We start from the raw sequence: 24,109 nt of genomic DNA on the forward strand, positions 1-24,109 counted from the left end.
GAGGCTGGCTTGGGTGCTTATCTGCTGCGCAGAGTGTTGCTGGTGATCCCGACCCTCTGGGCGATTATCACGCTGAACTTTTTTATTGTGCAGGTAGCGCCGGGTGGCCCGGTTGATCAGGCGCTGGCCACTATCCAGTTTGGCTATACCACCGGGCTGCCGGGCAGCAGCGACAGCAGCGCGCACGGTGCGTCGCTGCGCGACAATCCGGGTGACAATCAGTATCGCGGTGCACGCGGCCTGGATCCGGAAGTGATTGCTGAGATCACCCGGCGGTACGGTTTTGATAAGCCGCTGCTGCAGCGCTACGGCGAGATGCTGTGGAACTATCTGCGCTTTGATTTTGGCGATAGCCTGTTTCGCAGCGCCCCGGTGCTGCAGCTGATCAAAGAGAGCCTGCCGGTTTCTGTCAGCCTGGGACTCTGGAGCACGCTGATTATCTATCTGGTCTCCATTCCGCTCGGGATCCGGAAAGCGGTGCATCACGGCAGCCGTTTCGACGGCCTGAGCAGCCTGCTGATTATTATTGGCTACGCTATTCCGGCCTTTATTTTTGCCATCATGCTGATCGTGCTGTTTGCCGGCGGCAGCTATTTCGACTGGTTTCCGCTGCGCGGTCTTACCTCTCCGCAGTTTGCCTCGCTGCCGTGGTATGGCAAACTCCTCGACTACTTCTGGCACATTGCGCTGCCGGTACTGGCCACGGTCATCGGCGGATTTGCCACGCTTACCATGCTGACAAAAAATGCGTTTCTGGATGAAATCCGCAAACAGTATGTCATGACCGCGCGCGCCAAAGGCCTGGATGAAAAACGTATCCTGTATGGTCACGTGTTTCGTAACGCCATGCTGCTGGTGATCGCCGGCTTTCCGGCCACGTTCATCAGCCTGTTTTTTACCAGTTCAGTATTAATCGAAGTTATGTTTTCTCTGAATGGCCTCGGGCTGCTGGGCTATGATGCCACTATCCAGCGTGACTATCCGGTGATGTTTGGCACGCTCTACATCTTTACGCTGATTGGCCTGCTGATGAATATTGTGAGCGATTTAACCTGCACGCTGGTCGATCCGCGCATCGATTTTGAGGCGCGCTGATGGCTCTCTCTGCGGTTCATCGCCAGCGCTGGCAGCGTTTCTGTCACAACCGCCGGGGGTACTGGTCGCTGTGGCTTTTTCTGCTGATTTTCCTGTTTTCACTGGCCGCTGAGCTGCTGGCGAATGAAAAACCGCTGCTGGTGCGCTACCAGCAGCGCTGGTATGTGCCGCTGCTGGTTGATTACAGCGAACAGGATTACGGCGGCGTATTTGCTACCGCCGCCGACTATCAGGATCCGTGGCTGCAGCAGCGGATTGCGCAGCAGGGCTGGGCACTCTGGGCTCCGATTCGCTTTAGCGACAGCACAATTAACTTTGCGACCCGTTCGCCCTTCCCTTCGCCTCCGTCAGCACAAAACTGGCTCGGTACCGATGCCAGCGGAGGCGATGTGCTGGCGCGCCTGCTCTACGGCACCCGCGTCTCTCTGCTGTTTGGCCTGCTGCTGACGCTCTTCTCCAGCGTTATCGGTATTATTACCGGGGCGCTGCAGGGCTATTTTGGCGGCCGCATCGACTTAGCCGGCCAGCGGCTGATTGAAGTCTGGTCCGGCATGCCAACGCTGTTTATGCTGATCCTGCTTTCCAGCGTGATACAGCCCGGCTTCTGGTGGCTGCTGCTGCTGACGGTGCTGTCTGGCTGGATGAGTCTGGCCGGCGTGGTGCGGGCCGAGTTTCTGCGCACGCGTAATTTTGACTATGTGCGTGCCGCGCGTGCGCTTGGCGTCAGCGACAGCCGTATTATGCTGCGCCACATTCTGCCCAATGCGCTGGTAGCGACCCTGACCTATCTGCCCTTTATTCTGTGCGGTGCCATTACCACCCTGACCTCACTCGATTTTCTCGGCTTCGGGTTGCCGGTGGGCGCGCCTTCCCTGGGCGAGCTGCTGCTGCAGGGCAAAAATAATCTGCAGGCGCCGTGGCTCGGACTGTCCGGCTTTATTGCGCTGGCGCTGCTGCTGTCGCTGCTGATTTTTATCGGCGAGGCGGTGCGCGATGCATTTGATCCGGCGCGGGGAGGCTGAATGGATCTGTTAACCATTAATCATCTTGCGGTGGCTTTTCAGCAACGGCAGGTCGTACATGATGTTTCACTGCGCCTTGAGGCGGGCGAGACGCTGGCGCTGGTCGGCGAGTCAGGCTGCGGGAAAAGCGTGACCGCTCAGTCGGTGATGCGCCTGCTGCCGCAGCCGACGGTAAGTTATCCGCAGGGTGAAATTCTGTTTCAGGGTCAGGATCTGCTGCAGGCCAGCGAACGCACGCTGCGCGGCCTGCGCGGCAACCATATGGCGATGATTTTTCAGGAGCCGATGGTGTCGCTCAATCCGCTGCATACGATTGAAAAACAGCTGAGCGAAGTGCTGGCGCTGCACCGGGGCATGCGGCGTGAAGCTGCACGCGGCGAGATCGTTGCCTGCCTCGATCGCGTCGGTATCCGGCAGCCGGTGAGCCGCCTGCGCGATTTTCCTCATCAGCTCTCCGGAGGCGAGCGCCAGCGCGTGATGATCGCCATGGCGCTGCTGACGCAGCCGCAGCTGCTGATTGCCGATGAGCCCACCACGGCACTGGATGTGACCGTGCAGCAGCAGATTTTACAGCTGCTGCGCGAACTGCAGCGCGAGCTGAATATGGGCATGCTGTTTATTACCCATAATCTCGCTATCGTACGTCAGCTGGCACACAGCGTTACCGTGATGCGTGCCGGACGCGTGATAGAGCAAAATCGCTGCGCCGCGCTGTTCCGGCAGCCCCGGCACCCCTATACGCGCGAACTGCTTGCCGCTGAACCCACCGGTGAACCGGTACCGCTGAAAGCGACACCGCTGCTGCTTCAGGTCCGCAATCTGCAGGTAAGTTTTCCGCTGCGACGCGGCTGGTTCAGGCGTAAGACAGAGGAGAAGCAGGTACTTAAGCAGCTGAGTTTTTCGCTGCATCAGGGTGAGAGCCTGGGTCTGGTAGGTGAATCAGGCTCCGGCAAAAGCAGTACGGGCCTGGCCCTGCTGCGTCTGATCGCCGCACGCGGTGAGATCTGGTTTGCCGGCCAGCCGCTGCATCAGCTGACGGCCAGAGAGCTGCTGCCGCTGCGCCAGCGCATTCAGGTCGTTTTTCAGGATCCCCACTCTTCGCTCAATCCGCGCATGACGGTGCAGCAGATTATTGCTGAAGGTCTGGCGGTACACCGGCCGGAGCTTAGCGCAGCGCAGCAGGATGCCCGTGTTATTGCCGTTATGCAGGAAACCGGGCTCGATCCCGACAGCCGCAGCCGCTATCCGGCAGCTTTCTCCGGCGGGCAGCGGCAGCGTATTGCGATTGCGCGTGCGCTGATCCTTGAGCCACAGCTGCTGATACTTGATGAGCCGACCTCCTCACTGGATCGTCCGGTCCAGCAGCAGATCCTGACGCTGCTGCGACGCCTGCAGGCGGATCGTCAGCTGACCTATATTTTTATCAGTCATGATATGCAGGTAGTGCGCGCGCTCTGTCATCAGCTGATGGTACTGCGGCAGGGAGAGGTCGTTGAACAGGGAGAAAGCGTGGTGCTGTTCACTGCGCCAGCGACAGCTTATACACGCCAGCTGCTGGCCTCGGCGCAAATGAGCAAATGAAGGGGCAGAGATCAGCGTCCGTTAAAATCTTCTGCAATGGCCACGCCCTGGTTTTTCAGGCAGCAGCTTGCAGCACTTTCGTTAATTCGCTGGATTAACAGGCAGGGATGCCCTTCACAACGGGCGATTTTGCACTCCACCTGAATCTGCGCCAGCGTTTCACGCAGCTGCTGCAGAATATCCAGCGCCAGCGCGCCTTCATGACTCAGTAATCTCAACGCAACCAGATCTTCATCGTTAATGCCGCTGGTGGTTTCCAGCAGTTCAATTTCGCCTATCTGATCTGCAGACCAGCGATAGAGCTGTGGCAGACGATGCACAACAGAGAGCTGCAGCATGGTGTTCCCCAAAGATGTTAATCCTGTTTCCGGCCTGAACCCTGTGCCCGCAGCCGGAAATCCCACCTCAAATCAAAAAACGGATGTCAGTGATGACCTTCGCGTTTTAAATACAAAATCATAGAAAAAATACGTTATTTGCGAGCATTCTCGCAGTTAAGCCTATGTTTACCGCGATCGTCAAACGCAGACAACCAGTTTATACGCATTAGCGTTACTTTTTTGTCTAAAAATTTTCACATCACGGAAACATTAAGCATAACGAATAGCTGGCGTTTAGCGAGTCAGGTTCTCTTTTTTTGTCTGAGTGGGGGGGGTAAATATCCCCGGGCGCGTAAGTACGCCAGGGCCGCATGAATACGCCAGGGCCGCATAAATACGCCAGGGCCGCATGAATGCGGCCCCTACAGGGGATAGGGCACCACATATACGCAGGGGCCGCATTTATGCGGCCCTGGAGGGGGGACCAACATTTGTTGCCCGGGCCGCATAAATGCGGCCCCTACGGGGAGTAAAGCACCGCATATACGCAGGGGCCGCATTTTTGCGGCCCTGGAGGGGGACCAACATTTGTTGCCCGGGCCGCATAAATGCGGCCCCTACAGGGAGTAAAGCACCGCATATACGTAGGGGCCGCATTTTTGCGGCCCTGGGGGGTAGACCAACATTTGTTGCCCGGGCCGCATAAATGCGGCCCCTACAGGGAGTAAAGCACCGCGTATACGTAAGGGCCGCATAAATGCGGCCCCTACATGAGATAGAGCACCGCGTATACGTAGGGGCCGCATTTATGCGGCCCAGGGCGGTATGGAACGCCGCATTTATGCGGCCCCTGCGGGATTAGATGGTTTTACGCGGGCGGGCAGCGTAGCTGAACAGGATAATGGAAAGGGTGGCGCACAGCGCGATGGTGGCCACCATTGGCCATGCGCTGTTCATACTGACCAGCGACAGCAGCGCGCCCACCAGGCCGCCGACGCCAAAGCGCAGCGTGCCTGCCAGCGACGAGGCGGTCCCCGCCATGTGCGGAAACTCATCGAGTACAATTGCCATGGCGTTAGAGGAGACAATAGAAACACAGCCGATAAACATCGCCACGCCCAGCACCAGCGGCAGAAAGCCGAGCTGCAGCGCGCTGACAATCAGCAGCCAGATGCCCATAGCAAACTGAATAGTCAGCCCCAGGCGAAACATCTTCAGCGGACCAAAACGGCGCACCGCACGGCTGTTAATCAGCGTCATCACAAAAAGAAAGATGATATTCAGGCCGAAGTAGTAGCCAAAATCCTGCGGCGATACGTGGTTGACCTCGATATAAACAAAGGGACCAGCGTTGAGAAACGCAAATAAGCCGGCAAACGAGAAGCCGCTGGCCAGCATATAGCCGAACACCCGCTTATGCCGTACCAGCGCCACAAAATTGCCCAGCATCGTACGCAGATGAAAGCGCTGACGCTGCTCCGGCTTCAGGGTCTCACGCACCTGCGTCACTACCAGCACGGTCGTTACCAGTGCCGCAATCGCCAGCGCCCAGAAAATAGCGTGCCAGCTCCAGATAAGCAGCAGCCAGCCGCCCAGCACCGGGGCCACCAGCGGCGCGATCGTGGTGATCAGCAACACAAAGGACATCATGCGCGAGAAGTCCTCTTTTGAATAACTGTCGCGCATCAGGGCGTTGATCACCACGCTGGCGGCGGCGGCAGAGAGACCGTGTAAAAAGCGCATCAGGATTAGCTGATCGATAGAGCCGGAGAGTGCGCAGGCGGCAGCGGCACAGGCGAAAATCAGCGTACCCAGCACGATGACCGGCTTGCGGCCATAGCTGTCCGCCAGCGGACCATACACCAGCTGCCCGATAGCGAACCCCAGGATGTAGAGGTTCAGCGTCATCTGCACGCTGCCTGCGGAGACGGCAAATTCGCGGGCAATCTGCGGCATGGCAGGCAGATACATATCAATGGAGAGCGGCATCAGCATCGCCAGCAATCCCAGAATCACCACTAATCCTGCCGGGGAGTTTTTCTCCTTGCGCACCTTGTACTCCGTTATTTGTGCTGTTTCAGTTCGTCTGGCAGACCGATGCTGTCAATCTCTTCGGGGGTCAGTTCGCGATACTCCCCCTCTTCCAGCGCTTCATCCAGCACAATCGAGCCGATACTTTCACGATGGAGCGCAACCACATGGTTCCCCATCGCGGCAAACATGCGCTTAACCTGATGATAGCGCCCTTCGCCGATTGTCAGTCGCGCCGCTTTTTCATCGAGAATCTCCAGCCGGGCTGGCCTGGTCAGCGTCTTCTCATTGTGCAGCTGGATACCGGCAGCAAACGTCTCCACCAGCGCCGGATCGAGCGGTGTCTCCACCTCAACCAGATAGGTTTTTTCTAAATGATGACGTGGTGAAGTGATGCGATGCGACCACTGGCCATCATCCGTCAGCAGCACCAGACCGGTGGTATCGATATCGAGTCGGCCAGCGGCGTGCAGCTTATAGGCTGAGGGCTCCTCGATAAAATAGAGGATAGTGGGATGATCGGGATCGTCTGTGGAGCAGACATAGCCCTGCGGCTTGTTCAGCATAAAGTAGCGTGGTCCCTGCTGTACCACCAGCGGGTTGCCATCGTAGGCAATATCATCTTCCGGCATCACTTTGTATGCGGTATCGCGCACAATTTCGCCATTAATGGTGATCTTTCTGGCGCGAATTTCGCGGCCAGCGATAGCACGGCTAACTTCCAGTTGCTGAGATATGAATTTGTCGAGTCGCATGAATTCGCTTTTGCCTGTTACTGCGGGGGAAAAACTGAAACGGTGCCTGTGCGCAGAATACGTCGGCCAGGGTAACCGTTAAAAAAGTGCGGGCAGTATAGCCTGAAGCTTTGACTGCTAATAGTGCCGATCCTGCGTTTCATCCGCTTACATGGCATAATACGCCTCTGATCCAGAAAAAAGTTTATGCTGATGGCCTTTACACTTCGTCCTTATCAACAGGAAGCGGTTGATGCAACCGTTGCCCACTTCCGGCGCCATACTACGCCGGCGATGATTGTGCTGCCCACCGGTGCCGGTAAGAGCCTGGTAATTGCTGAACTGGCGCGGCTGGCGCGTGGCCGGGTGCTGGTGCTGGCACACGTCAAAGAGCTGGTCGAGCAGAACCACAGCAAGTATCAGGCTTACGGGCTGGAAGCGGATATTTTTGCGGCCGGGCTGCAGCGCAGGCAGAGCGAGGGCAAAGTGGTATTTGGCAGCGTACAGTCCGTGGCGCGTAACCTTGACCGCTTCGACAGCGCATTTTCACTGGTAATTGTCGATGAGTGTCATCGCATCAGCGACAATGAGGAGAGCCAGTATCAGCAGCTCTTCAGCCACCTGCGCCAGCATAATCCACAGCTGCGCCTGCTGGGGCTGACCGCCACGCCGTTCCGGCTGGGCAAAGGCTGGATCTATCAATTCCACTATCACGGCATGGTACGCGGTGATGAAAAAGCGCTGTTTCGCGACTGCATCTACGAGCTGCCGCTACGCTACATGATCAAACACGGTTTTCTGGTGCCGCCGGAACGTCTTGATATGCCGGTGGTGCAGTATGACTTCAGCCGGCTGGTACCGCAGAACAGCGGCCTCTTCAGCGAAGTGGATCTTAACCGTGAGCTGAAACAGCAGCAGCGCGTCACGCCGCAGATTATCCGCCAGATCGTTGAGTTTGCCGAAGATCGGCGCGGCGTAATGATCTTCGCCGCCACGGTTGAACATGCGCGCGAAATCCTGTCGCTGCTGCCGGAGAACAGCGCGCTGGTCTCGGCAGAAACCGCGGTGAAAGAGCGTGACCGGCTGATTCAGCAGTTCAAAGCGCAGCAGCTGAAGTTTCTGGTTAACGTGGCGGTACTCACCACCGGCTTCGACGCACCGCACGTGGATCTGATCGCGATTCTGCGCCCGACTGAATCCGTCAGCCTCTATCAGCAGATAGTCGGACGCGGACTGCGCCTGGCACCGGATAAACGCGACTGCCTGATCCTCGACTACGCCGGTAATCCGCACGATCTCTTTACGCCGGAAGTGGGTGCGCCAAAAGGCGCCAGTGACAACCAGCCGGTGCAGGTGTTCTGCCCTGCCTGCGGCTTTGCGAATACCTTCTGGGGAAAAGCCACCGAAGACGGGCATGTGATTGAACACTTTGGTCGCCGCTGTCAGGGTATCCTGGAGGATGATGAGGGCGGTCGTGAGCAGTGCGATTTCCGCTTTCGCTTTAAAAGCTGCCCTGACTGCGGCGCTGAAAATGATATCGCCGCACGGCGCTGCCAGCAGTGCGACAAAATTCTGGTCGATCCCGATGATATGCTGAAAGCGGCGCTGAAGCTGAAAGATGCGCGGGTGCTGCGCTGCAGCGGCATGACGCTGGCGCATGGCCGTGATGACAAGGGCGAATGGCTGAAAGCGACCTATTACGACGAAGATGGCAGCGACGTCAGCGAACGCTTCCGGCTGCAGACGCCCGCGCAGCGAAAAGCATTTGAGCAGCTGTTTATGCGCCCGCACCAGCGCGCGCCTGGCGTGGAGCTGGGCTGGCAGCAGGCGGCCGACGTGGTCGCGCTGCAGCCGCTGCTGCGGCATCCTGACTTTGTGGTGGCGCGTGCCCGGGGACAGTTCTGGCAGGTGCGGGAGAAAGTGTTTGATTACCAGGGGCGCTTCCGCCGCGCCAATGAGCTGCGCTAGATGGCAGAATCATTTGCCCCCCTGCCCCGATCCGGCTATAATCCCGCCCGCTTTTGCATCCGCATAAGCGTTTGAATAACCGTCCTGTTGCTGGGTCGCCTGTAGCAGGAATTATTGAAGAGAAATAATGATGTTCACTATCAACGCAGAAGTACGTAAAGAGCAGGGTAAGGGTGCGAGCCGCCGCCTGCGCACAGCTAACAAGTTCCCGGCTATCATCTATGGCGGAAATGAAGCTGCAGTTTCTATCGAACTGGATCACGACTTCGTGATGAACATGCAGGTTAAGCCTGAGTTCTACACCGATGTGCTGACACTGGTTGTTGACGGTAAAGAAACGAAAGTTAAAGTTCAGGCTGTTCAGCGTCACCCGTTCAAGCCAAAACTGCACCACATCGACTTCGTTCGCGCGTAATCGCAGACGAAATCGTGAAAAACGCCGCCTCTGCGGCGTTTTTTTATGCCTGCAATTTACTTCCCGCCGGTGCGGCGCTGCAGCTGATCGCGCAGGTTAGGCGGCGTGCCTTTGATGGTCAGGGTATCGGTTGCCGGATCCCAGAAGATACGCTCGCCAAGCAGTAGCGCGTCAAAATTAAGCGTTAATCCGCCACCGCTGCCGGAGAATTTTGTTAGCTGGCGCAGCGTGCTGCGGTCGGCCGGAAAGTGCTCCTCCAGCTCATAGCCCTGCTCCTGCGTAAACGCCTGAAAGCTTTTCTCCCCCAGCGGTGGCAGCTCCTGCGAGAGATCGTCCAGCGCAATCTCCTCCCCCGCCTGCAGCTGTTCGTTACAGTAGCTGTAGACCTGCTGACGGTAGTTCTGCCGCTCGTTCTTATCCAGATTTGACTCAGCGCAGTAATCATCGACCGCCTGCAGCAGGCCGCGGTTCTGCGCTTTAGTGTCGAGACCGACGCTGGCTCCGAGGAAATCCATGAAGAAGTCAGCCACTTTACGTCCGACGCGACCCCGCAGAAAGGTCAGATAGCGCGTTGACTCCGGGCTGGTTTCCCATTCGGTCAGATCGATACGCGCGACGATATCGGCGTGATTGATGTCAAGATAGTGCGTACTGCTGATATCCAGCTGTTCGTTCACGCGCATGCTCGACTGGCTGTTCAGCACCGCAACCAGCAGATACTCTACCGCCAGATAGCGGTAGTGCATAAACAGCACCACGCCACCGTCAGCAAACGGATATTTGCTCAGCTCGTCGCGCAGGCGTCCGGTGGCAGCCCGGCTGAATGCCAGGAAGTCATCCTGCCCGCGACGACAGTTGCGCAGCGCGTCGGCCAGCTCGCTCTCTTCATTAAACAGGCCATAGGCTTTGCTTTTGGCGCTGTACACGCGATGCAGCTCTTCGGCCATGCTGCTTACCGCCTGCGTCACCGGCAGCAGCGTATCACGCAGTACCAGCTCCAGCTGATTCTCGTCGCGTTTGATTAACTGATGCAGGGCAATCTGGTCAATATCCAGACTCATGATAGACTCTCCTTTAAACTCAGGCGCGTATTCAATCACTGCCCGCCGTCGCTTTCAACTGCGTACGCAAACCGATCGCTTTGCTTGCGATAAAAGTGCGGAAAAAATCGCATGGTTACGGTACTATACCGCCTTTTCACACTTGATTAGTCGACGATATGCCACAATCATCCCGTTATAGCGACGAGCGCGTTGAGCAGCTTCTCGCACAGCTGGCGCAGATTCTTGAAAAAGATAAAGCGCCTGTCGATCTTTCCCTGATGGTTCTGGGAAACATGGTCACCAATTTAATTAACACAGATATCGCACCAGCCCAGCGCCGTAGCCTGGCCCGGTCATTCGCGGAAGCGTTGCAGTCTTCCGTGCGCGATGATAACGCTCATTAATTTGCAGATCTGACTCCTATATATGGTAACCAACCGGCAGCGCTACCGTGAAAAAGTCTCCCAGATGATTAGCTGGGGGCACTGGTTCGCGCTGTTTAATATTCTGTTTGCGCTGGCTCTCGGCAGCCGCTACCTGTTGGTCGCTGACTGGCCCTCCTCGCTGGCGGGCCGGATTTACGCCTTTACCAGCTGGATTGGCCATTTCAGCTTTATCGTTTTTGCCGCCTATCTGCTGATTATCTTCCCGCTTACCTTTGTGGTGATGTCGCAGCGTCTGCTGCGGATACTCTCCGCCATTGTTGCCACCGCCGGGCTGACGCTCATCATGGTGGATGGCGCCGTGTTTAACCGCTTTCATCTGCACCTTAATCCGGTGGTCTGGGAGCTGGTGGTTAACCCCGATCAAAGCGAGATGGCGCGTGACTGGCAGCTGATGTTTATCAGCGTGCCGGGCATTTTTCTGGTGGAGATGCTGTTTGCCACCTGGAGCTGGCAGAAGCTGCGCAGTCTTAACCGGCGCTCATTTGGCAAGCCCCTCGCCGCGCTGTTTATCAGCGCCTTTTTTGCCAGTCATCTGCTCTATATCTGGGCTGATGCCAATTTCTACCGTCCTGTCACCATGCAGCGCGCCAATCTGCCGCTCTCCTATCCGATGACCGCGCGCCGCTTTCTGGAGCGTCACGGGCTGCTGGATGCGCAGGAGTATCAGCGCCGTCTGGTGCAGCAGGGCGATCCTGAAGCGCTGTCGGTCCAGTATCCGTTAAGCGATATCACCTTCCGTGACGGCGGAACAGGTCACAACCTGCTGGTGCTGACGATCGATGGCGTTAATAACGCCACGCTGGACAGCGCACTGCCGTCGCTGAAGCAGTTTGCTGCTGAGAATGTGCGCTTTACCCGGCACTACAGCGCCGGGGTGCAGCCTGAAAAAGGAGTGTTTGGCCTGTTTTACGGCATCTCTTCCAGCTATATGGATGGCGTGCTGGCATCGCGCACGCCGTCGGCGCTGCTGAACGCGCTGAACGCGCAGGGCTATCAGTTTGGCCTGTTCTCCTCTGATGGATTTAATCAGCCGCTCTACCGGCAGGCGCTGCTGGCGGACTATACGCTGCCGGAAGCGACCTCGCAGCCTAACAGCCAGACCGTCACGCAGTGGCAGAACTGGCTCAATGGTCAGAAAAGCAGCCGCTCTCCCTGGTTCTCCTGGGTCGCGCTGAACGGAATAAGCGCCAGCGGCGACAGCACGAAGGCGCGTCAGCGCAGCTATCTGCGCCAGGCGGGCAGCGTGGATGAGCAGATTGCTGCAGTACTGAGCACGCTGCAGCAGCGTGATCTGCTGAAAAACACGGTGGTGGTGATCACTGCCCAGCGTGCGGTGACCTTTAATAACAGTGATAACCCGGGCAACCGTGCGACGCTGCAGATCCCGCTGGTGGTGCACTGGCCCAATACGCCAGCACAGACTATCGATCGCCTGACCGATCAACAGGATGTGATGACAACGCTTATGCAGCGTCTGCTGCACGTGCGCACCAGCCCGGTCAGCTACTCGCAGGGTGAAGATCTGTTCGCCGCCCAGCGCAGCCATAACTGGGTAGCCAGCAGTGAAGATGGCAAACTGGTCATCACTACGCCATCGGTGACGCTGGTGCTGAATAACAGCGGCAGTTATACCGCGTGGGATGCCAGCGGTCGCGAGCTGAAAGATCATAAGCCGCAGCTGGCGCTGCTGCTGCAGGTGCTGACGGAAGAGAAGCGCTTCACGGCAAACTGATTAAATATGAGGCAGTTAACGCTGAGGCATCTTGCAATCGGCTGGGGAATCAGTAGTATGGTTTTCCACGTTCGGCACGTAGCGCAGCCTGGTAGCGCACTGTCATGGGGTGTCAGGGGTCGGAGGTTCAAATCCTCTCGTGCCGACCAAATTATCCCGAAAAAGCAGCCTTTATGGCTGCTTTTTTATTGCCTGTCGGGCGTACTATCGATGCGTGCCCTTTCCTCTCAAACTCTCATTTTTTCAGCCAGTTGTCCCTGCAACTGAGCGCGATCACATTTTGCGCCTGCCCTGGCGTGCTTTCATCAAAACGCAACAAAAGTGTCATGAAGATCCCCTACTCTGATGCTCTCTTTTATTTGATGGGAAATCCATTATGGTCATCAAAGCAAAAAGCCTGCAGGATGCAGAGGAGCTGCTGCATTCAGGCATCAGCAAAGTAGAGCTGGCCTATGATATCGGCAGCGACGACTTCTTTCGTCTGGCGACCCACTGGTGCGATCGTGGCGCCCGCATCACCCGCGGCCATCAGCACTTTGTTGTCCAGCTGAAAAGCTTTGCCATCCCGCCTAACCACTGACGCTGCCGCGTCCCGCCTGTGACCCATGACCGGCTCCTTGGCCGGTTATGAGGAGTGTTACCCGCTGACGTTAACGACCGGTATCCGTTCGCTCCACCGCATCGAGCGTGGCCAGATCGCGCTCGCGACCGCTAAGTTCCACCAGCTGTCCGTTGCGCATCTCCAGCAGACGATCGGCGTGGGTAAAGTAGTGATCGTCATGACTGATAGCAAACACCGTTTTGCCTGACGCCTGCAGCCAGGGCAGCAGCTCGCGGTAGAATATCCGGCGGAAATGAGGATCCTGGTCGGCGGCCCATTCATCCAGCAGCAAAATATCCCGCTCTTCCGCGGCCGCCAGCAGCAGCGCCAGGCGCTTGCTCTGCCCTTTCGACAGCTGCAGATTCAGCACCCGGTTGCCATCCAGCTGCAGTTTCTCACTCATTTTCAGCCGCTCCAGCCAGCGCTGAACCAGGGCCGGATCGGCCGGCTCGCCGCCGTGGCCAATCAGGCGGTCAAACAGATGCACATCGGTAAATACCGCTGAAAAGTGCTGTCGCCACAGATCGGTTTGCTGACTGCTTATCTCTTTACCATCCAGCAGCAGGCTGCCGGCGTGCGGCTGATAGAGGCCGGTCAGCAGCATCGCCAGCGTGGATTTCCCGCTGCCGTTGCCGCCAATAAGAAACAGCAGTTCGCCGCGTCGCAGCGTCAGATTGATCGGCCCCACCGCAAAGCCCTGTTCGCCATAGTGAAAGCAGACGTCGCGCAGCTCCAGCGTCTGCCATGCGCTGGCCGGTGCCGGGGCGCTGAAGGCAGGCTCATAAGGCGCCAGATCGAAGCGGTTGAGTTTGCGAAACGCGACCTGAGCGCTGAGCAGCGTGGGCAGCGCGCCGACGGCTGAGATCAGCGGCGTGCGCAGGAACAGCAGCGTCAGCGAATAGGTGGCCGCCACGGCCGTGTTGGCCCAGCCGAGACCGTTTGCCATAAAGAACACGATACCGATGCCGCCCAGCATCATGATGTTAGACCAGTTAACGGCACTGAGATGGAAGGTGTCGGCGCGCACAATATGATGGCGATAGCGACCCGCATTCGCCTGGTAAACCGTGTCGTAGATCAGACGCGCCCGATCGCGGTTAAGCTGCAGCTCTTTGCGGCCCTCGATAATGGTCTGGAAATCGCGATAGAGATCATCTTCGATATCGCGCAGCTTTGCCATATGCTGGTAGACGCGCGAAACCAGCAGCCAGCCGCCCACCAGCGTGATCGCCAGCCACAGCATAGTGACCAGCAGCATTTCCGGCGAGAGCCAGGCAAGGTAAATCGCCGATCCCAGCGTGATGATAATGCCCTGAATCAGCTCCGGCAGCCGGACAAAAGCGATGGTAATGGCCCGCACGTCGCTGGTCAGCCCGGCCAGCAGCTGTGCGCTGCCCAGCTGTTCAATGCGCTCAACGTTAGTATCGAGGATACGCTTGATGAATTCGCCCCGCAGTCGCCAGACAAAATGATGTCCCAGCTGCGTCAGCGCCAGCTGCGAAGCGAGCGTGACTGCCATCAGCAGAAACAGCTGACCGAGAAACGCCGGCAGCACCGTTGCATCACTATTAATCGCCACAATCAGCTCATTGTTAATATAAGCGATCAGGCCAATACCGAGTGCGGCACTCAGCAGGGTAAGAAAAAGAACGCCGGTAAACGGCCAGCAGTACTGACGAAAAACCACCTGAAGCAATGCCATCAATCTGTTCCAAAGGTCAAAAAAATGCTGCCTGCAGTTTAATGACCCATCAGATGATAGCAAGAATAATTCTCATTCCCTGTTGCGTCAGTGCGCCCGGCGGAAGGTCAGATTGTAGCGAACGGCCCCCGCCGCGGGATGCACGCCGGGTTTAAGCGGCAGAATACCGTGATAGCGCAGCCGCGATGGTCCGCCCCACACCACGATATCACCATGCTCCAGCAGCACGCGCCGGGTGGCATCACCGCGCGCAAAACCGCCAAACTGGAATACCGCCGGCAGACCCAGCGAAACGGAAACGATCGGCTGATGCAGATCGCGCTCATCTTTGTCCTGATGCAGCGACATTTTTGCCCCCGGCGCATAGCGGTTAATCAGGCAGGCGTCTGGCGTAAAGTGACTGAAACCCGCTTCCTGCGCGCACTGCTGCGCCAGCTGACGAAACAGCGGCGGCATCGCGGGCCAGCGCTGGCCAGTGCTGACATCCTGTTCGCTGTAGCGATAGCCGCGCGCGTCGCTGAACCAGCCAACATCGCCGCAGTTAGTCATCGCCACGGACATACGATAGCCTCCCGGCGTGATGCGGTGGGTAAACGGATGCTGCGCCGCAACGGTTTCAATCGCAGCCAGTAGCGCAGGTGCATCATCGCGGGCGCGGCGGCGCAGAATGACCGCGCCTTCTGCCAGTGGCTCCTGCCACGGCGCTTCATCGCTAAACAGATCCAGCATTATGGCCTCCGGTTACGATTTATCGATAAGAAATGCTTTGAAGCCGGGCGACATCCAGTGGCTGAAACTGTCACCCTCTTTGGTGATCAGATAAACGGCCAGGTGCTCTTTCAGCGCCAGCGCTTTTGCGCGCCCGGTCCCCAGCACCATCAGGCCGGTGTCCCAGCCATCCGCTTCCAATGCCGTGGTGGCAATCACCGTAGCAGAAACCAGTTTATGCTGAATGGGCCGTCCGGTTGCAGGATCGATGACGTGTGAAATGCGTTTCCCGTCCAGTTCATAATAGTTGCGATAGCTGCCGGAGGTGCTGATGCCGTGCCCCTGCAGGTCAACGCGCGCCTCTACCGCGTTTTCGCGATCGGTGGGTTTCTGCACCGCCACCCGCCACGGCTGCTGGCTGGCATTGCGACCCCGGCTGAGCACGGCTCCGCCGACCGACACCAGATAGTTAGTTATTCCCTGCTGCTCCATCAGCCGCGCCAGATGATCGGTAGCGTAGCCCTCACCCATGGTTGAGAGATCCACATACAGACCCGGCAGATCTTTCTGCAGCCACTGCCCGCTTACGCTCTGGATCACCCGCAGATGCGAGAGGCCGGTTTCAGCTTTAGCCGCCGCGATTGCTGCTTCGTCAGGCTGATGCGCCGGCTGTCCGTCGGGTCCAAACCCCCATAAGTTCACCAGCCTGCCTGCCGTAATATCCATGGCGCCTGCGGTTTTGGCGCCAATGCGCAGTGAGAGAGCCACGATATCTGCCATATCTGCGCTAACGGGCTTCGGCTCTGTACCCTGATACTGGTTGAAGCGCGACAGCACTGAGGTGGTTTTCCAGGTAGAGAGTTCACCGTCATCACGATCGAGCTGCTGCTGAATCGCCTGCTGCAGCTCGCCTTTACGCTGCGGGTCAACGCCGGCGAGAGTGACCCGCCACACGGTGCCCATGGTTTTGCCCTGCAGAACCAGGGGTTCATGTTGCGGTGCGCGGTCGCAGCCCGTCAGCCCGGCTACGATCAGAGTAGTCAGAAAAATATTCCGGAAATGCATCGATTCCTCATCTGTTACACGGAAATACAGCGTATTACAAAGCATAAACTGCGGGTAATTTACGCTAAATCTCATTGAATTAACGCCTGCCATGCTGCAGGCTTTACTTCCAGACATCCCCTTTAAGGAGCACAGATGATGTATGTATTAATCGCCGCCTTCTCCGCCGCGCTGTTCCTGTACGGCAGCTATCGCAGCTGGCAGCACGCACGCCAGCGTTCACTGGAGAGCTACAGCGCACGTCGACGTTAAGCACTGCACCATTATTACCCACTCTGCACCGCTTCAGGGCTGACGCAGTGTAACAAACCCCGCCGGGGGCGTGTGACGCTGAGAGCGGCAGCATGGCATAAATGCTGCATTGTTGAGAGCAGGTTTATTCTCAGCGAGGTGCAGCATGGCGATATCAAAAACGCAGAGTGAAAAGTGGCAGCGGTGGCTGAGCTTTTCTGCTTTCACCCTGGCAGGTATTGCGCTGGAGGGCAGCCAGCCGGCCGCGGCAGTGCAGGCTGAACCTCGTCCGGCGGCAAAAGCCCGGCGCTGGCGCAGTGTGCAGTAGTTCAGATGCTGTGCCTGCCTGAGGCGGGTGCTGCAGATAAGAAGCGGGCAGGAAAGGTGGCGCGCAGCCCGCTGGGCCGCGCGCCAGAGGCTCAGAACTGGTAAACCAGACCCAGCGCCACAATATCATCGGTGTTGATACCGGTATTGTTGGTAAAGTTGTTGTCATCCAGCAGATTGATCTGGTAATCCACATAGGTCGACATGTTTTTATTGAAGTAATAGGTCGCGCCCACGTCGATATATTTCTTCAGGTTCTGGCTGCCATAACCTTCAATATCTTTACCGCGTGAATTGACGTAAGCCAGTGACGGACGCAGGCCGAAGTCAAACTGATACTGCGCGACCACTTCCCAGTTGTCCGCTTTGTTTGCATAACCGAAAGCGTCAGAATCCACTGAGCCAAAACGCGTCGCATTGTACGAACGGGTATACATCGCAGCTAAATAGACATTGTTTGCGTCATATTTCAGGCCGCCGGTGTAGGCTTCCGCTTTATCGCCCTGCCCCAGCACACCTGCAGCATTCTGGTTATTGGTGCGATCGGACTGGAACATGGCGCCGCCCAGTGCCAGACCATTACCCAAATCATAGGTGGTGCTCAGGCCCCAGCCGTCACCGTTTTCGCCCAGCACATCACGGCCAGAAGTGGATTCGGTCGGGTTATCATTTTTGCCCTGGTACTGAACGGCCACGTTCCAGCCATCCACCAGACCAAAGAAATTATTATTGCGGTAGGTTGCCATGCCGTTGCCGCGCTGGAACATAAAGTTGTCCGCGCCATAGGTATCGCCACCAAACTCCGGCAGAACGTCAGTCCATGCGCCAATATCATACGCAATGCCATAGTTGCGACCGTAATCGAAAGAGCCAGCGTCACCAAAACGCAGACCGGCAAAGCCGACGCGGGTATAGCTGTTTTTAGTGCCTTCGCTTTCAGCGGTGTTCAGCGCGGCCTGGTATTCCCACTGACCGTAACCCGTCAGCTGATCGGTCACCTGAGTTTCACCTTTAAAACCAAAGCGCAGGTAAGACTGGTCACCGTCTGAGCCATCGTTGTCAGAGAAGTAGTGCAGACCATCTACTTTGCCGTAGAGGTCGAGTTTGTTGCCATCTTTATTATAGATCTCGGCTGCGCTTGCTGAACCCGCCACCAGCAGCGCCGGGATCATCAGGGAGAGAACGCGACGATTCATTTATTTACCCTCGGTTATGTGCCTTTATAGTTATGCCACTGCAAACTGAATGTTAAAAAATTCAGCCGGCAATTCATTGTTGTTTTATAGCGGGCAATAATCTATCACGAAAATGATACTGAATTTCCGAAAGTGTTTCATTTGATTGCAAATTTATTGCCAGATGTAAATATCGCGGAACTAATAATCAGCACATATAGATAAAAAATAAAGCACGAATAAACAAACCGGATTAAATTCCTTTTCATTCAGATAGATACATTAATTTAATGCCGCACTGAATGATAAAACTTTGTTGCTGTCAGCCTCTACAATTATCCGCGCTATCATCATTTATTTTATTATTATCTTCATTCATCCCGAATGAGTGTTTTACCCTGATTCCCGCCGGACATATTTGTCCGGCATTTTTTTATCTGCGCTATTTTCCCGCCAATATAATAACGCATTCAGCGCTCACGCAGCGCTTCAGCCGCTTTATTCAGCGGCTTAAGCAGATAATCCAGCACCGATTTTTGCCCGGTTTTTATCTCCACATCTGCCAGCATACCCGGCAGCACAGGAAAGCGCTGACCGCGCCGGCTGGTAAGCGTCGCCGTCTGTGTCCGCACATAGACCCGAAAATAGGGCGGCTCGCGCAGGTCGCTATCCTGCAGCGTATCCGGAGAAACGCTCTCGACGATGCCCGGCAGATCGCCATAAATAGCGGTATCGTACGCGGTGATTTTAACCGTTGCGGGCAACCCGGCCCGGATCCAGGCGATATCGCGTGGCGCAATGCGTGTCTCGATCAGCAACCGATCCTCCAGCGGGACAATCTCCATCAGTTTACCGCCCGGTTCTACCACACCGCCCGGTGTGGTAATAGCGATGGCTTTGACGATGCCATACACCGGTGAGAGCAGCGCGGTGCGCGTCAGCTGATCTTCTCTGCCTGCCGCAACCTGCAGCTGCGCATCCAGCTCTGCGCTGTTTTTGACCTGCTCCTCATGCGTTCGCACAGCGTAGTCATTATGCACCTCGTCGATTTTTCCCTGCAGGTCGCTGACCTGCCGCCGCAGCCGGAGCGCTTCAACTTTACCCGCCGCACCGCGCGCCACCAGCGGTTCAGTCAGATTGAGCTCTGCCTCTACCAGCTTCAGCGACTGCTGAAGGTTTTGCAGCGTTGTCGTCAGGTTTTGCCGGCGCGACTCATAGAGCTGAGTTTCACGGGCGACCAGCTGCGGGTAACGGCGAATATCCGCGCTGAACTGCAAGGGACGTTCGCTGAGCTCAGCATCCAGCCGCTCTGCCGTCGCCCGCAGTGTCCGTACCCTGGCGCTCGCCTCACCGTAGCTGGACTGATAGCGGGCGGGATCGAGCGTCGCCAGCAGCTCACCCTTACGGACAATATCGCCTTCGTGCACGCTGAGCTGTTTGAGGATCCCGCCATCCAGATTATTGATAATCTGCGCCCGGCTGGAGGGCGTGACTTTGCCGCTGCCTGTTGTCACCTCATCCAGCACGGCAACGCGCGCCCAGATCAGCAGCAGCAATAGCGTGAGCGCGCAAAGCCAGATAATGCGCGACGCCGCCGCCTCGTTATCTGTGCTCATCTGCCACCTCCGGCCGTAAAGCGCTACGCTGCAGAATGGCATCGCGCGGGCCATCAGCCACAATCTCGCCGTTCTTCATCACAATGATGCGATCGACCAGTCCCAGCAGCGCCGGACGATGGGTGACCAGCACCAGGGTACGCCCCGGCAGCCACTGCGCCAGCTGACGGATCACCTGCGCCTCCAGCGGTTCATCAAGCGCTGCCGTCGGCTCATCCAGCAGCACAATCTGTGGCTGACGCAGCACCATTCTGCTGAGCAGAATCATCTGCCGCTGGCCACCAGAGAGCCCGCGCCCGCCTTCATGAATGAGGCGGTCAAGCGCGGCGGCATCCTGCTGCAGCAGCGATAACGCACCGCTTATGCGCAGCGCCTGCAGCATCTCCTGTTCAGTGGCGTGCGGATTGCCAAGCAGCAGGTTCTGCCGCAGCGTACCGAAAAAGAGGCGCGAATCCTGCGACAGCCAGCCCAGCTGCCGCCGCAAATCAGCCGGATCGAGCTGCTGCATATTAACGCCATCGATTATGATACGTCCGCTGCCGGGCAGCGCCTGCCCGGCCAGGATTTTCAGCAGGGTCGATTTACCGGCTCCCGCGCCGCCGACAATCGCGATGCGCTCACCGGGACGGATTGTCAGGCTCCCGATAGCAACCGCACGCAGGCTGCTTTCATCATAGTGATAGCGCACCTGCTGCAGCTCATAGTGTCCGCGGAGCACCGCCGCATAAGCCGGCACGCCACTCTGCGGCCGATCAACCGGTTTTTTAAGCAGTTCATTGAGTCCGTTCATGGCGCTGCGCGCATGCTGCCAGCGCGAAAATACCAGCGTCAGCTGCATCAGGGGAGCGAGCGTACGCGCGGAGAGCAGGCTGCTGGCCACCAGCGTACCGGTAGTGATCTGATTGTTCAGGATCAGATAGACCCCGGCGACCAGCATCCCCGCGTAGGTCAGCTGCTGCACGCTGCCCGCCCAGCCGGTAAGCCGCGCGCCCCACAGCCGCTGCTGGCTGGCGAGCGTGGCGCTGACGTCGTGCGCCTGTTCCCACTGCCGCTGGAACCCGGCCTCGGCCTGCAGCGCCTTGATATCCTCGACTCCTTCCAGCGTCTCCACCAGCAGCGCCTGCCGCAGAGCACTTTCACGCTGCCCCTCCTTAGCCAGCCGCGCCATCGGGATCTGTACCAGCAGCCCCGGGATCACGATCAGCGGGATCGCCAGCAGCGGCACCAGCACCAGCCAGCCGCCAATCGCGGATAAAATCACCAGAAACAGCACCACAAAAGGGATATCCGCTGCGGCACTTACCGTCGTAGAGGTCAGTAATTCGCGTACCTGCTCAACCTCACGCAGCTGAGCAATGAAAGCTCCGGTGGAGCGCGGCCGCGCCTCATTGCGGATGCGCAGCGCGCGGGCAAAGAGTTGTGCAGAGAGGGCCAGATCGATCCGCTTTCCCATGCCGTCAGCCACCCGGGTCCGCGCCAGCCGGATCAGATATTCCATCAGCGCCGCCAGCATCACTCCGCCAAACAGCACCCATAGCGTGGGTTGTGATTGGGCCGGTATCACCCGATCGTACACCTGCATTGAGAACAGGATCCCCGCCAGCGCCAGCATATTGCTGACCAGCGAGGCGAGACTGATTTCCACCAGGCGTCGCTTCATTGGCCGGAAATGCTGCCATAACCAGTGTGGCTGCCAGGGACGGACAAACTCATCCATGCGCGCATCGCGTGCGCGGGTCGCTGGCGTAATGACGCCCACTTCCGGCTGCGCCTGTGCCAGCAGGTCACTCAGCGGAGCTGAGCGCAGGCCGTCACCGCCTGCACTCAGCCAGTAATGCACTCTTCCCTCGTCATCTGCCGCTTCTGCAAGCGCCAGCGTGCCGTCGTTAAGGCGCAGCAGCAGCGGCATTACGGCCTGCCGCCAGCGCAGCTTGCGGGCGCTGACAAACTGCAGCGTCAGCCCCATATGCTGCGCCAGGTCTGTCAGCTGCGCCTGCGGTGACGCCGCGGCCAGCCACTGAAGCTGCAGGCGACGGCGATCGATGGCGATCCCCAGCGCGGCCGCAGCCCGGTTCAGTGCGGCAATCGCTTCGTCGCGCGTATGCAAGGGTGAACGCATCCCTGGGTCGCCTTTCAGAAAAGAGTGATTGTGCTGCGTGTGTCGCAGATAATTTATACCAGCGCCGCTACCGGCTGCTGCTGCAGATGATCGGCCAGCGTCCAGGCAGCGTCGCTGCTGCCATAGTGGTGGTCTGGCTCACTGCCCGCCGCGGCGGCATCCGGTATGGCCTCTCCGGCACCATAGTGCGCCAGCAGAGAATCGATGGTGGTCGCGCTGAAATCTGTGCTGCCGGCGTCCTCCACCGTTACCGTCCGGACGGCGCTGGCCAGATTGCCCGCTTTATCCTGCGCGCTGACGCTCATCTGATAGCTGCCCGGCTCCAGCGTTGCCAGCTGACCCGCCAGAATGGTCAGCGACCACTCTCCGCTCTCATCCACTGCGGCGCTGTAGTGCCGATCGCCCAGCGTGACGGTGACCAGGCTTCCCTGCGTCAGATGGTCAGAGCTGCCCTGGATAAGGTGCCAGTGATCCATGTCGCCGGACGCGATGACGCCATCGCCAAACGGCTGCTGCAGGGTCAGCGACGGCAGCTGGTGAATCGCCACGGTGAACAGATCGCTGAGCGTCTGGCTGTCGTGATTACCGTAGCTGTCCCAGCGTTCGGCCATAGCGCTGACCGGTCCATCCGGCAGCGCCTGCAGGTCGGCCACGCTGAGCGTTACCATGCCATCGACTGGCGTATAGGCCTTACCGTTGAGCGTAAGCTGGTTCACACCCTCCAGATAAAAGCTCAGCGGCTGCTGCGCTTCCTGCGCGTTAAGGAAGGTATCGCCGCCGATATTCATTTCACAGTAGATCTCCGGCAACGTCGTCACGACATTCAGCCCCAGCGTGGTGTCGGTGCTGTTGCCGGCGGCGTCGAGCGCGTAGACGCGGACTTCACCGAGCGAAATAAAGTTGCTGACCTCGCTGGCAGGAACGATCGCCTGCCAGTGGCCCTGCGCATCAATCGCGGCGTGATAGACTTTATCCCCGACGCAGAGCTCCAGTTTCTGGCCCGGAGCCAGCGCCGAGAGCGTACCGCTCAGCATCAGGTCCTGCTGGCTCTCAGCAAAGTTGATAACGTTATCAGCAGTAACGCTGTCAAAACTGATATGCGGCAGGCTTTCCGGATGGGTTACCAGCGTCAGCTCATGCTGAACCGTGCTGGTTTTGCCATTCGGATCGCGGGCGCTGACCTGCAGCTGATAAACGCCATCCGGCAGCGCGTGCAGATCCTCCGGCGTAAACGTTGCCTGCCATGCGCCGTGCTCATCAACGAGAGCAGTGGTGCTTTTATTTCCCAGCGTCAGCGTGACATGGCTGTTAAGCGGCATATGCGTAACCTGCCCGCTCACCTCCACGCCGTAAATCCCTTCCGCTACGCTAATCGCGTTATCACCACTCACGGGCGCCACGCTGATCTCCGGACGGAGCGTTTTATCCACATAGACGCCAAACCCTACTTCGGTGGCGGTACTGTTACCCGCTTTATCGGTAATGGTCAGCGTCAGGCTGTGGTTGCCATCCGCGACACCCTGTAATACCGAAGGGGGCATGGTTGCATGCCAGTAGCCCCAGTGGTTGACCGTGCTGTGCCAGCTTTCTCCATTAAAGCTGAGTGTGACCGTTGCGCCTGGCTCCTGCTCCGCGCGTCCGCGCAGATGAATGGCGCGGTTGCTCTCCCAGGCAGCGATAACGCCATCCTGCGCCAGCGGCTCATAGGGGTGTAGCGCGGCCGGTAGCGTGGTATCGCGGCGCTGCTGGCTGGCTATTATCGGGCCGACACGCTCAGTGCCAGAGGTAAATAACGATGCGAAAGATGAAGTGGACTGACCTGAAAACATAGGTAACCTCGTTACAGAGTATGCATTGCACCAGTGATTACCTGTATTAATGTTTCAGGCAGATCGGTGCGCCATACAGGCCATAACAGCATGGCCCGTTTCACCTGATGAAAACGGGTTACCCGCAGGTAACAAGGTTAAAGGTATGACGTTAAATGCACGCTCCCGGCCGGGCTGGCGCGCGTGGCGATCTTGCTATAAGCGGCCCCTTTAGCGGTGGCCTGCTTTATCTTAGCGCGCTTTACCCGCTGCTGTCTGGTGGCAAAAATCCGGAAATCGTCGTAAAGCGTGCAACCAGCGAAAACCTTAGTCAGTCGGTGACCTCTCGCTGATTGCATCAGTATATGTC

At 57.8% G+C, this 24,109-nt stretch carries 21 protein-coding genes and 1 tRNA gene; 11 read left to right on the plus strand and 11 right to left on the minus strand.

Features of this window, described 5'->3' with window-relative positions; translation table 11 throughout:
• Positions 1-9: 9 nt before the first annotated feature.
• The 3 genes from F3I15_RS03070 to yejF are packed head-to-tail and all read left to right on the plus strand — an operon-like array spanning position 10 to position 3,698.
• Positions 10-1,095 (plus strand): microcin C ABC transporter permease YejB, encoded by a 1,086-nt coding sequence (locus F3I15_RS03070; protein WP_150016506.1) that lies wholly within the window; start codon positions 10-12, stop codon positions 1,093-1,095.
• Positions 1,095-2,117 carry an ABC transporter permease gene (locus tag F3I15_RS03075; protein ID WP_150016507.1) on the plus strand — a complete coding sequence of 341 codons (1,023 nt, stop codon included), beginning with the start codon at positions 1,095-1,097 and terminating at the stop codon, positions 2,115-2,117. The genes F3I15_RS03070 and F3I15_RS03075 overlap by 1 nt, the downstream gene beginning before the upstream one ends.
• Positions 2,118-3,698 carry a microcin C ABC transporter ATP-binding protein YejF gene (yejF, locus tag F3I15_RS03080; RefSeq protein WP_150016508.1) on the plus strand — a complete coding sequence of 527 codons (1,581 nt, stop codon included), beginning with the start codon at positions 2,118-2,120 and terminating at the stop codon, positions 3,696-3,698.
• An 11-nt stretch (positions 3,699-3,709) separates the two neighbouring features.
• Here yejF and F3I15_RS03085 read toward each other — a convergent pair whose 3' ends face one another.
• The 3 genes from F3I15_RS03085 to rsuA all read right to left on the minus strand — a co-directional run bounded on the left by F3I15_RS03085 (position 3,710) and on the right by rsuA (position 6,804).
• On the minus strand, positions 3,710-4,036 hold the full coding sequence (locus F3I15_RS03085) for a hypothetical protein (RefSeq protein WP_150016635.1): 327 nt from the start codon (positions 4,034-4,036) through the stop codon (positions 3,710-3,712).
• An 840-nt stretch (positions 4,037-4,876) separates the two neighbouring features.
• Entirely contained in the window at positions 4,877-6,070 is a 1,194-nt protein-coding gene (locus F3I15_RS03090; protein WP_150016509.1) for a Bcr/CflA family multidrug efflux MFS transporter, read from the minus strand.
• Between the two features lie 11 nt (positions 6,071-6,081).
• The gene (gene rsuA / locus F3I15_RS03095; RefSeq protein WP_150016510.1) at positions 6,082-6,804 is read right to left on the minus strand and encodes a 16S rRNA pseudouridine(516) synthase RsuA; all 723 of its coding nucleotides are present in this window, start codon (positions 6,802-6,804) and stop codon (positions 6,082-6,084) included.
• 192 nt (positions 6,805-6,996) lie between these two features.
• Here rsuA and F3I15_RS03100 point away from each other — a divergent pair, with 192 nt between their 5' ends.
• A complete protein-coding gene (locus F3I15_RS03100) occupies positions 6,997-8,751 on the plus strand; it encodes a DEAD/DEAH box helicase (RefSeq protein ID WP_150016511.1) in 1,755 nt (584 codons plus the stop codon).
• Positions 8,752-8,881: 130 nt separating this feature from the next.
• On the plus strand, positions 8,882-9,166 hold the full coding sequence (rplY, locus tag F3I15_RS03105; protein WP_150016636.1) for a 50S ribosomal protein L25: 285 nt from the start codon (positions 8,882-8,884) through the stop codon (positions 9,164-9,166).
• 56 nt (positions 9,167-9,222) lie between these two features.
• On the opposite strand, the gene yejK is transcribed toward rplY, so the two are convergent.
• Positions 9,223-10,227 (minus strand): nucleoid-associated protein YejK, encoded by a 1,005-nt coding sequence (gene yejK / locus F3I15_RS03110; RefSeq protein ID WP_150016512.1) that lies wholly within the window; start codon positions 10,225-10,227, stop codon positions 9,223-9,225.
• 158 nt (positions 10,228-10,385) lie between these two features.
• On the opposite strand from yejK, the gene F3I15_RS03120 reads away from it, so the two are divergent.
• The 4 genes from F3I15_RS03120 to F3I15_RS03135 all read left to right on the plus strand — a co-directional run bounded on the left by F3I15_RS03120 (position 10,386) and on the right by F3I15_RS03135 (position 12,967).
• Positions 10,386-10,613 carry a YejL family protein gene (locus F3I15_RS03120; protein WP_150016513.1) on the plus strand — a complete coding sequence of 76 codons (228 nt, stop codon included), beginning with the start codon at positions 10,386-10,388 and terminating at the stop codon, positions 10,611-10,613.
• 22 nt (positions 10,614-10,635) lie between these two features.
• Positions 10,636-12,387, plus strand: coding sequence for an LPS biosynthesis-modulating metalloenzyme YejM (gene yejM / locus F3I15_RS03125; RefSeq protein WP_150016514.1), 1,752 nt, complete (start codon positions 10,636-10,638; stop codon positions 12,385-12,387).
• A gap of 72 nt (positions 12,388-12,459) precedes the next feature.
• Positions 12,460-12,536, plus strand: a tRNA-Pro gene (locus tag F3I15_RS03130).
• 227 nt (positions 12,537-12,763) lie between these two features.
• Complete coding sequence (locus tag F3I15_RS03135; RefSeq protein WP_039385513.1) at positions 12,764-12,967, plus strand: hypothetical protein; 204 nt, start codon at positions 12,764-12,766, stop codon at positions 12,965-12,967.
• 70 nt (positions 12,968-13,037) lie between these two features.
• Here F3I15_RS03135 and F3I15_RS03140 read toward each other — a convergent pair whose 3' ends face one another.
• The 3 genes from F3I15_RS03140 to apbE all read right to left on the minus strand — a co-directional run bounded on the left by F3I15_RS03140 (position 13,038) and on the right by apbE (position 16,463).
• Positions 13,038-14,690 (minus strand): multidrug ABC transporter permease/ATP-binding protein, encoded by a 1,653-nt coding sequence (locus F3I15_RS03140; RefSeq protein ID WP_150016515.1) that lies wholly within the window; start codon positions 14,688-14,690, stop codon positions 13,038-13,040.
• A gap of 87 nt (positions 14,691-14,777) precedes the next feature.
• On the minus strand, positions 14,778-15,419 hold the full coding sequence (gene alkB / locus F3I15_RS03145) for a DNA oxidative demethylase AlkB (protein WP_150016516.1): 642 nt from the start codon (positions 15,417-15,419) through the stop codon (positions 14,778-14,780).
• Between the two features lie 12 nt (positions 15,420-15,431).
• Positions 15,432-16,463: an FAD:protein FMN transferase ApbE gene (gene apbE / locus F3I15_RS03150; RefSeq protein WP_150016517.1), complete on the minus strand. Its 1,032-nt coding sequence runs from the start codon at positions 16,461-16,463 to the stop codon at positions 15,432-15,434.
• A gap of 397 nt (positions 16,464-16,860) precedes the next feature.
• Between apbE and F3I15_RS18155 the strand changes: the two genes are divergently transcribed.
• Positions 16,861-17,022, plus strand: coding sequence for a hypothetical protein (locus tag F3I15_RS18155; RefSeq protein ID WP_190314886.1), 162 nt, complete (start codon positions 16,861-16,863; stop codon positions 17,020-17,022).
• A 91-nt stretch (positions 17,023-17,113) separates the two neighbouring features.
• On the opposite strand, the gene ompC is transcribed toward F3I15_RS18155, so the two are convergent.
• The 4 genes from ompC to F3I15_RS03170 all read right to left on the minus strand — a co-directional run bounded on the left by ompC (position 17,114) and on the right by F3I15_RS03170 (position 23,760).
• A complete protein-coding gene (gene ompC, locus F3I15_RS03155; protein WP_150016518.1) occupies positions 17,114-18,217 on the minus strand; it encodes a porin OmpC in 1,104 nt (367 codons plus the stop codon).
• A 449-nt stretch (positions 18,218-18,666) separates the two neighbouring features.
• On the minus strand, positions 18,667-19,812 hold the full coding sequence (locus tag F3I15_RS03160) for an HlyD family efflux transporter periplasmic adaptor subunit (RefSeq protein WP_150016519.1): 1,146 nt from the start codon (positions 19,810-19,812) through the stop codon (positions 18,667-18,669).
• Positions 19,799-21,931, minus strand: a complete 2,133-nt coding sequence (locus F3I15_RS03165; RefSeq protein WP_150016520.1) for a type I secretion system permease/ATPase — start codon at positions 21,929-21,931, stop codon at positions 19,799-19,801. The genes F3I15_RS03160 and F3I15_RS03165 overlap by 14 nt, the downstream gene beginning before the upstream one ends.
• Before the next feature lie 53 nt (positions 21,932-21,984).
• Positions 21,985-23,760, minus strand: coding sequence for an Ig-like domain-containing protein (locus tag F3I15_RS03170; protein ID WP_150016521.1), 1,776 nt, complete (start codon positions 23,758-23,760; stop codon positions 21,985-21,987).
• Between the two features lie 155 nt (positions 23,761-23,915).
• On the opposite strand from F3I15_RS03170, the gene F3I15_RS18160 reads away from it, so the two are divergent.
• Positions 23,916-24,092 carry a hypothetical protein gene (locus F3I15_RS18160; protein WP_190314888.1) on the plus strand — a complete coding sequence of 59 codons (177 nt, stop codon included), beginning with the start codon at positions 23,916-23,918 and terminating at the stop codon, positions 24,090-24,092.
• Positions 24,093-24,109 lie beyond the last annotated feature (17 nt).

The sequence above is a fragment of the Pantoea sp. M_9 genome, assembly GCF_008631385.1.
Taxonomy (GTDB): Bacteria; Pseudomonadota; Gammaproteobacteria; order Enterobacterales; family Enterobacteriaceae; genus Pantoea; species Pantoea eucrina.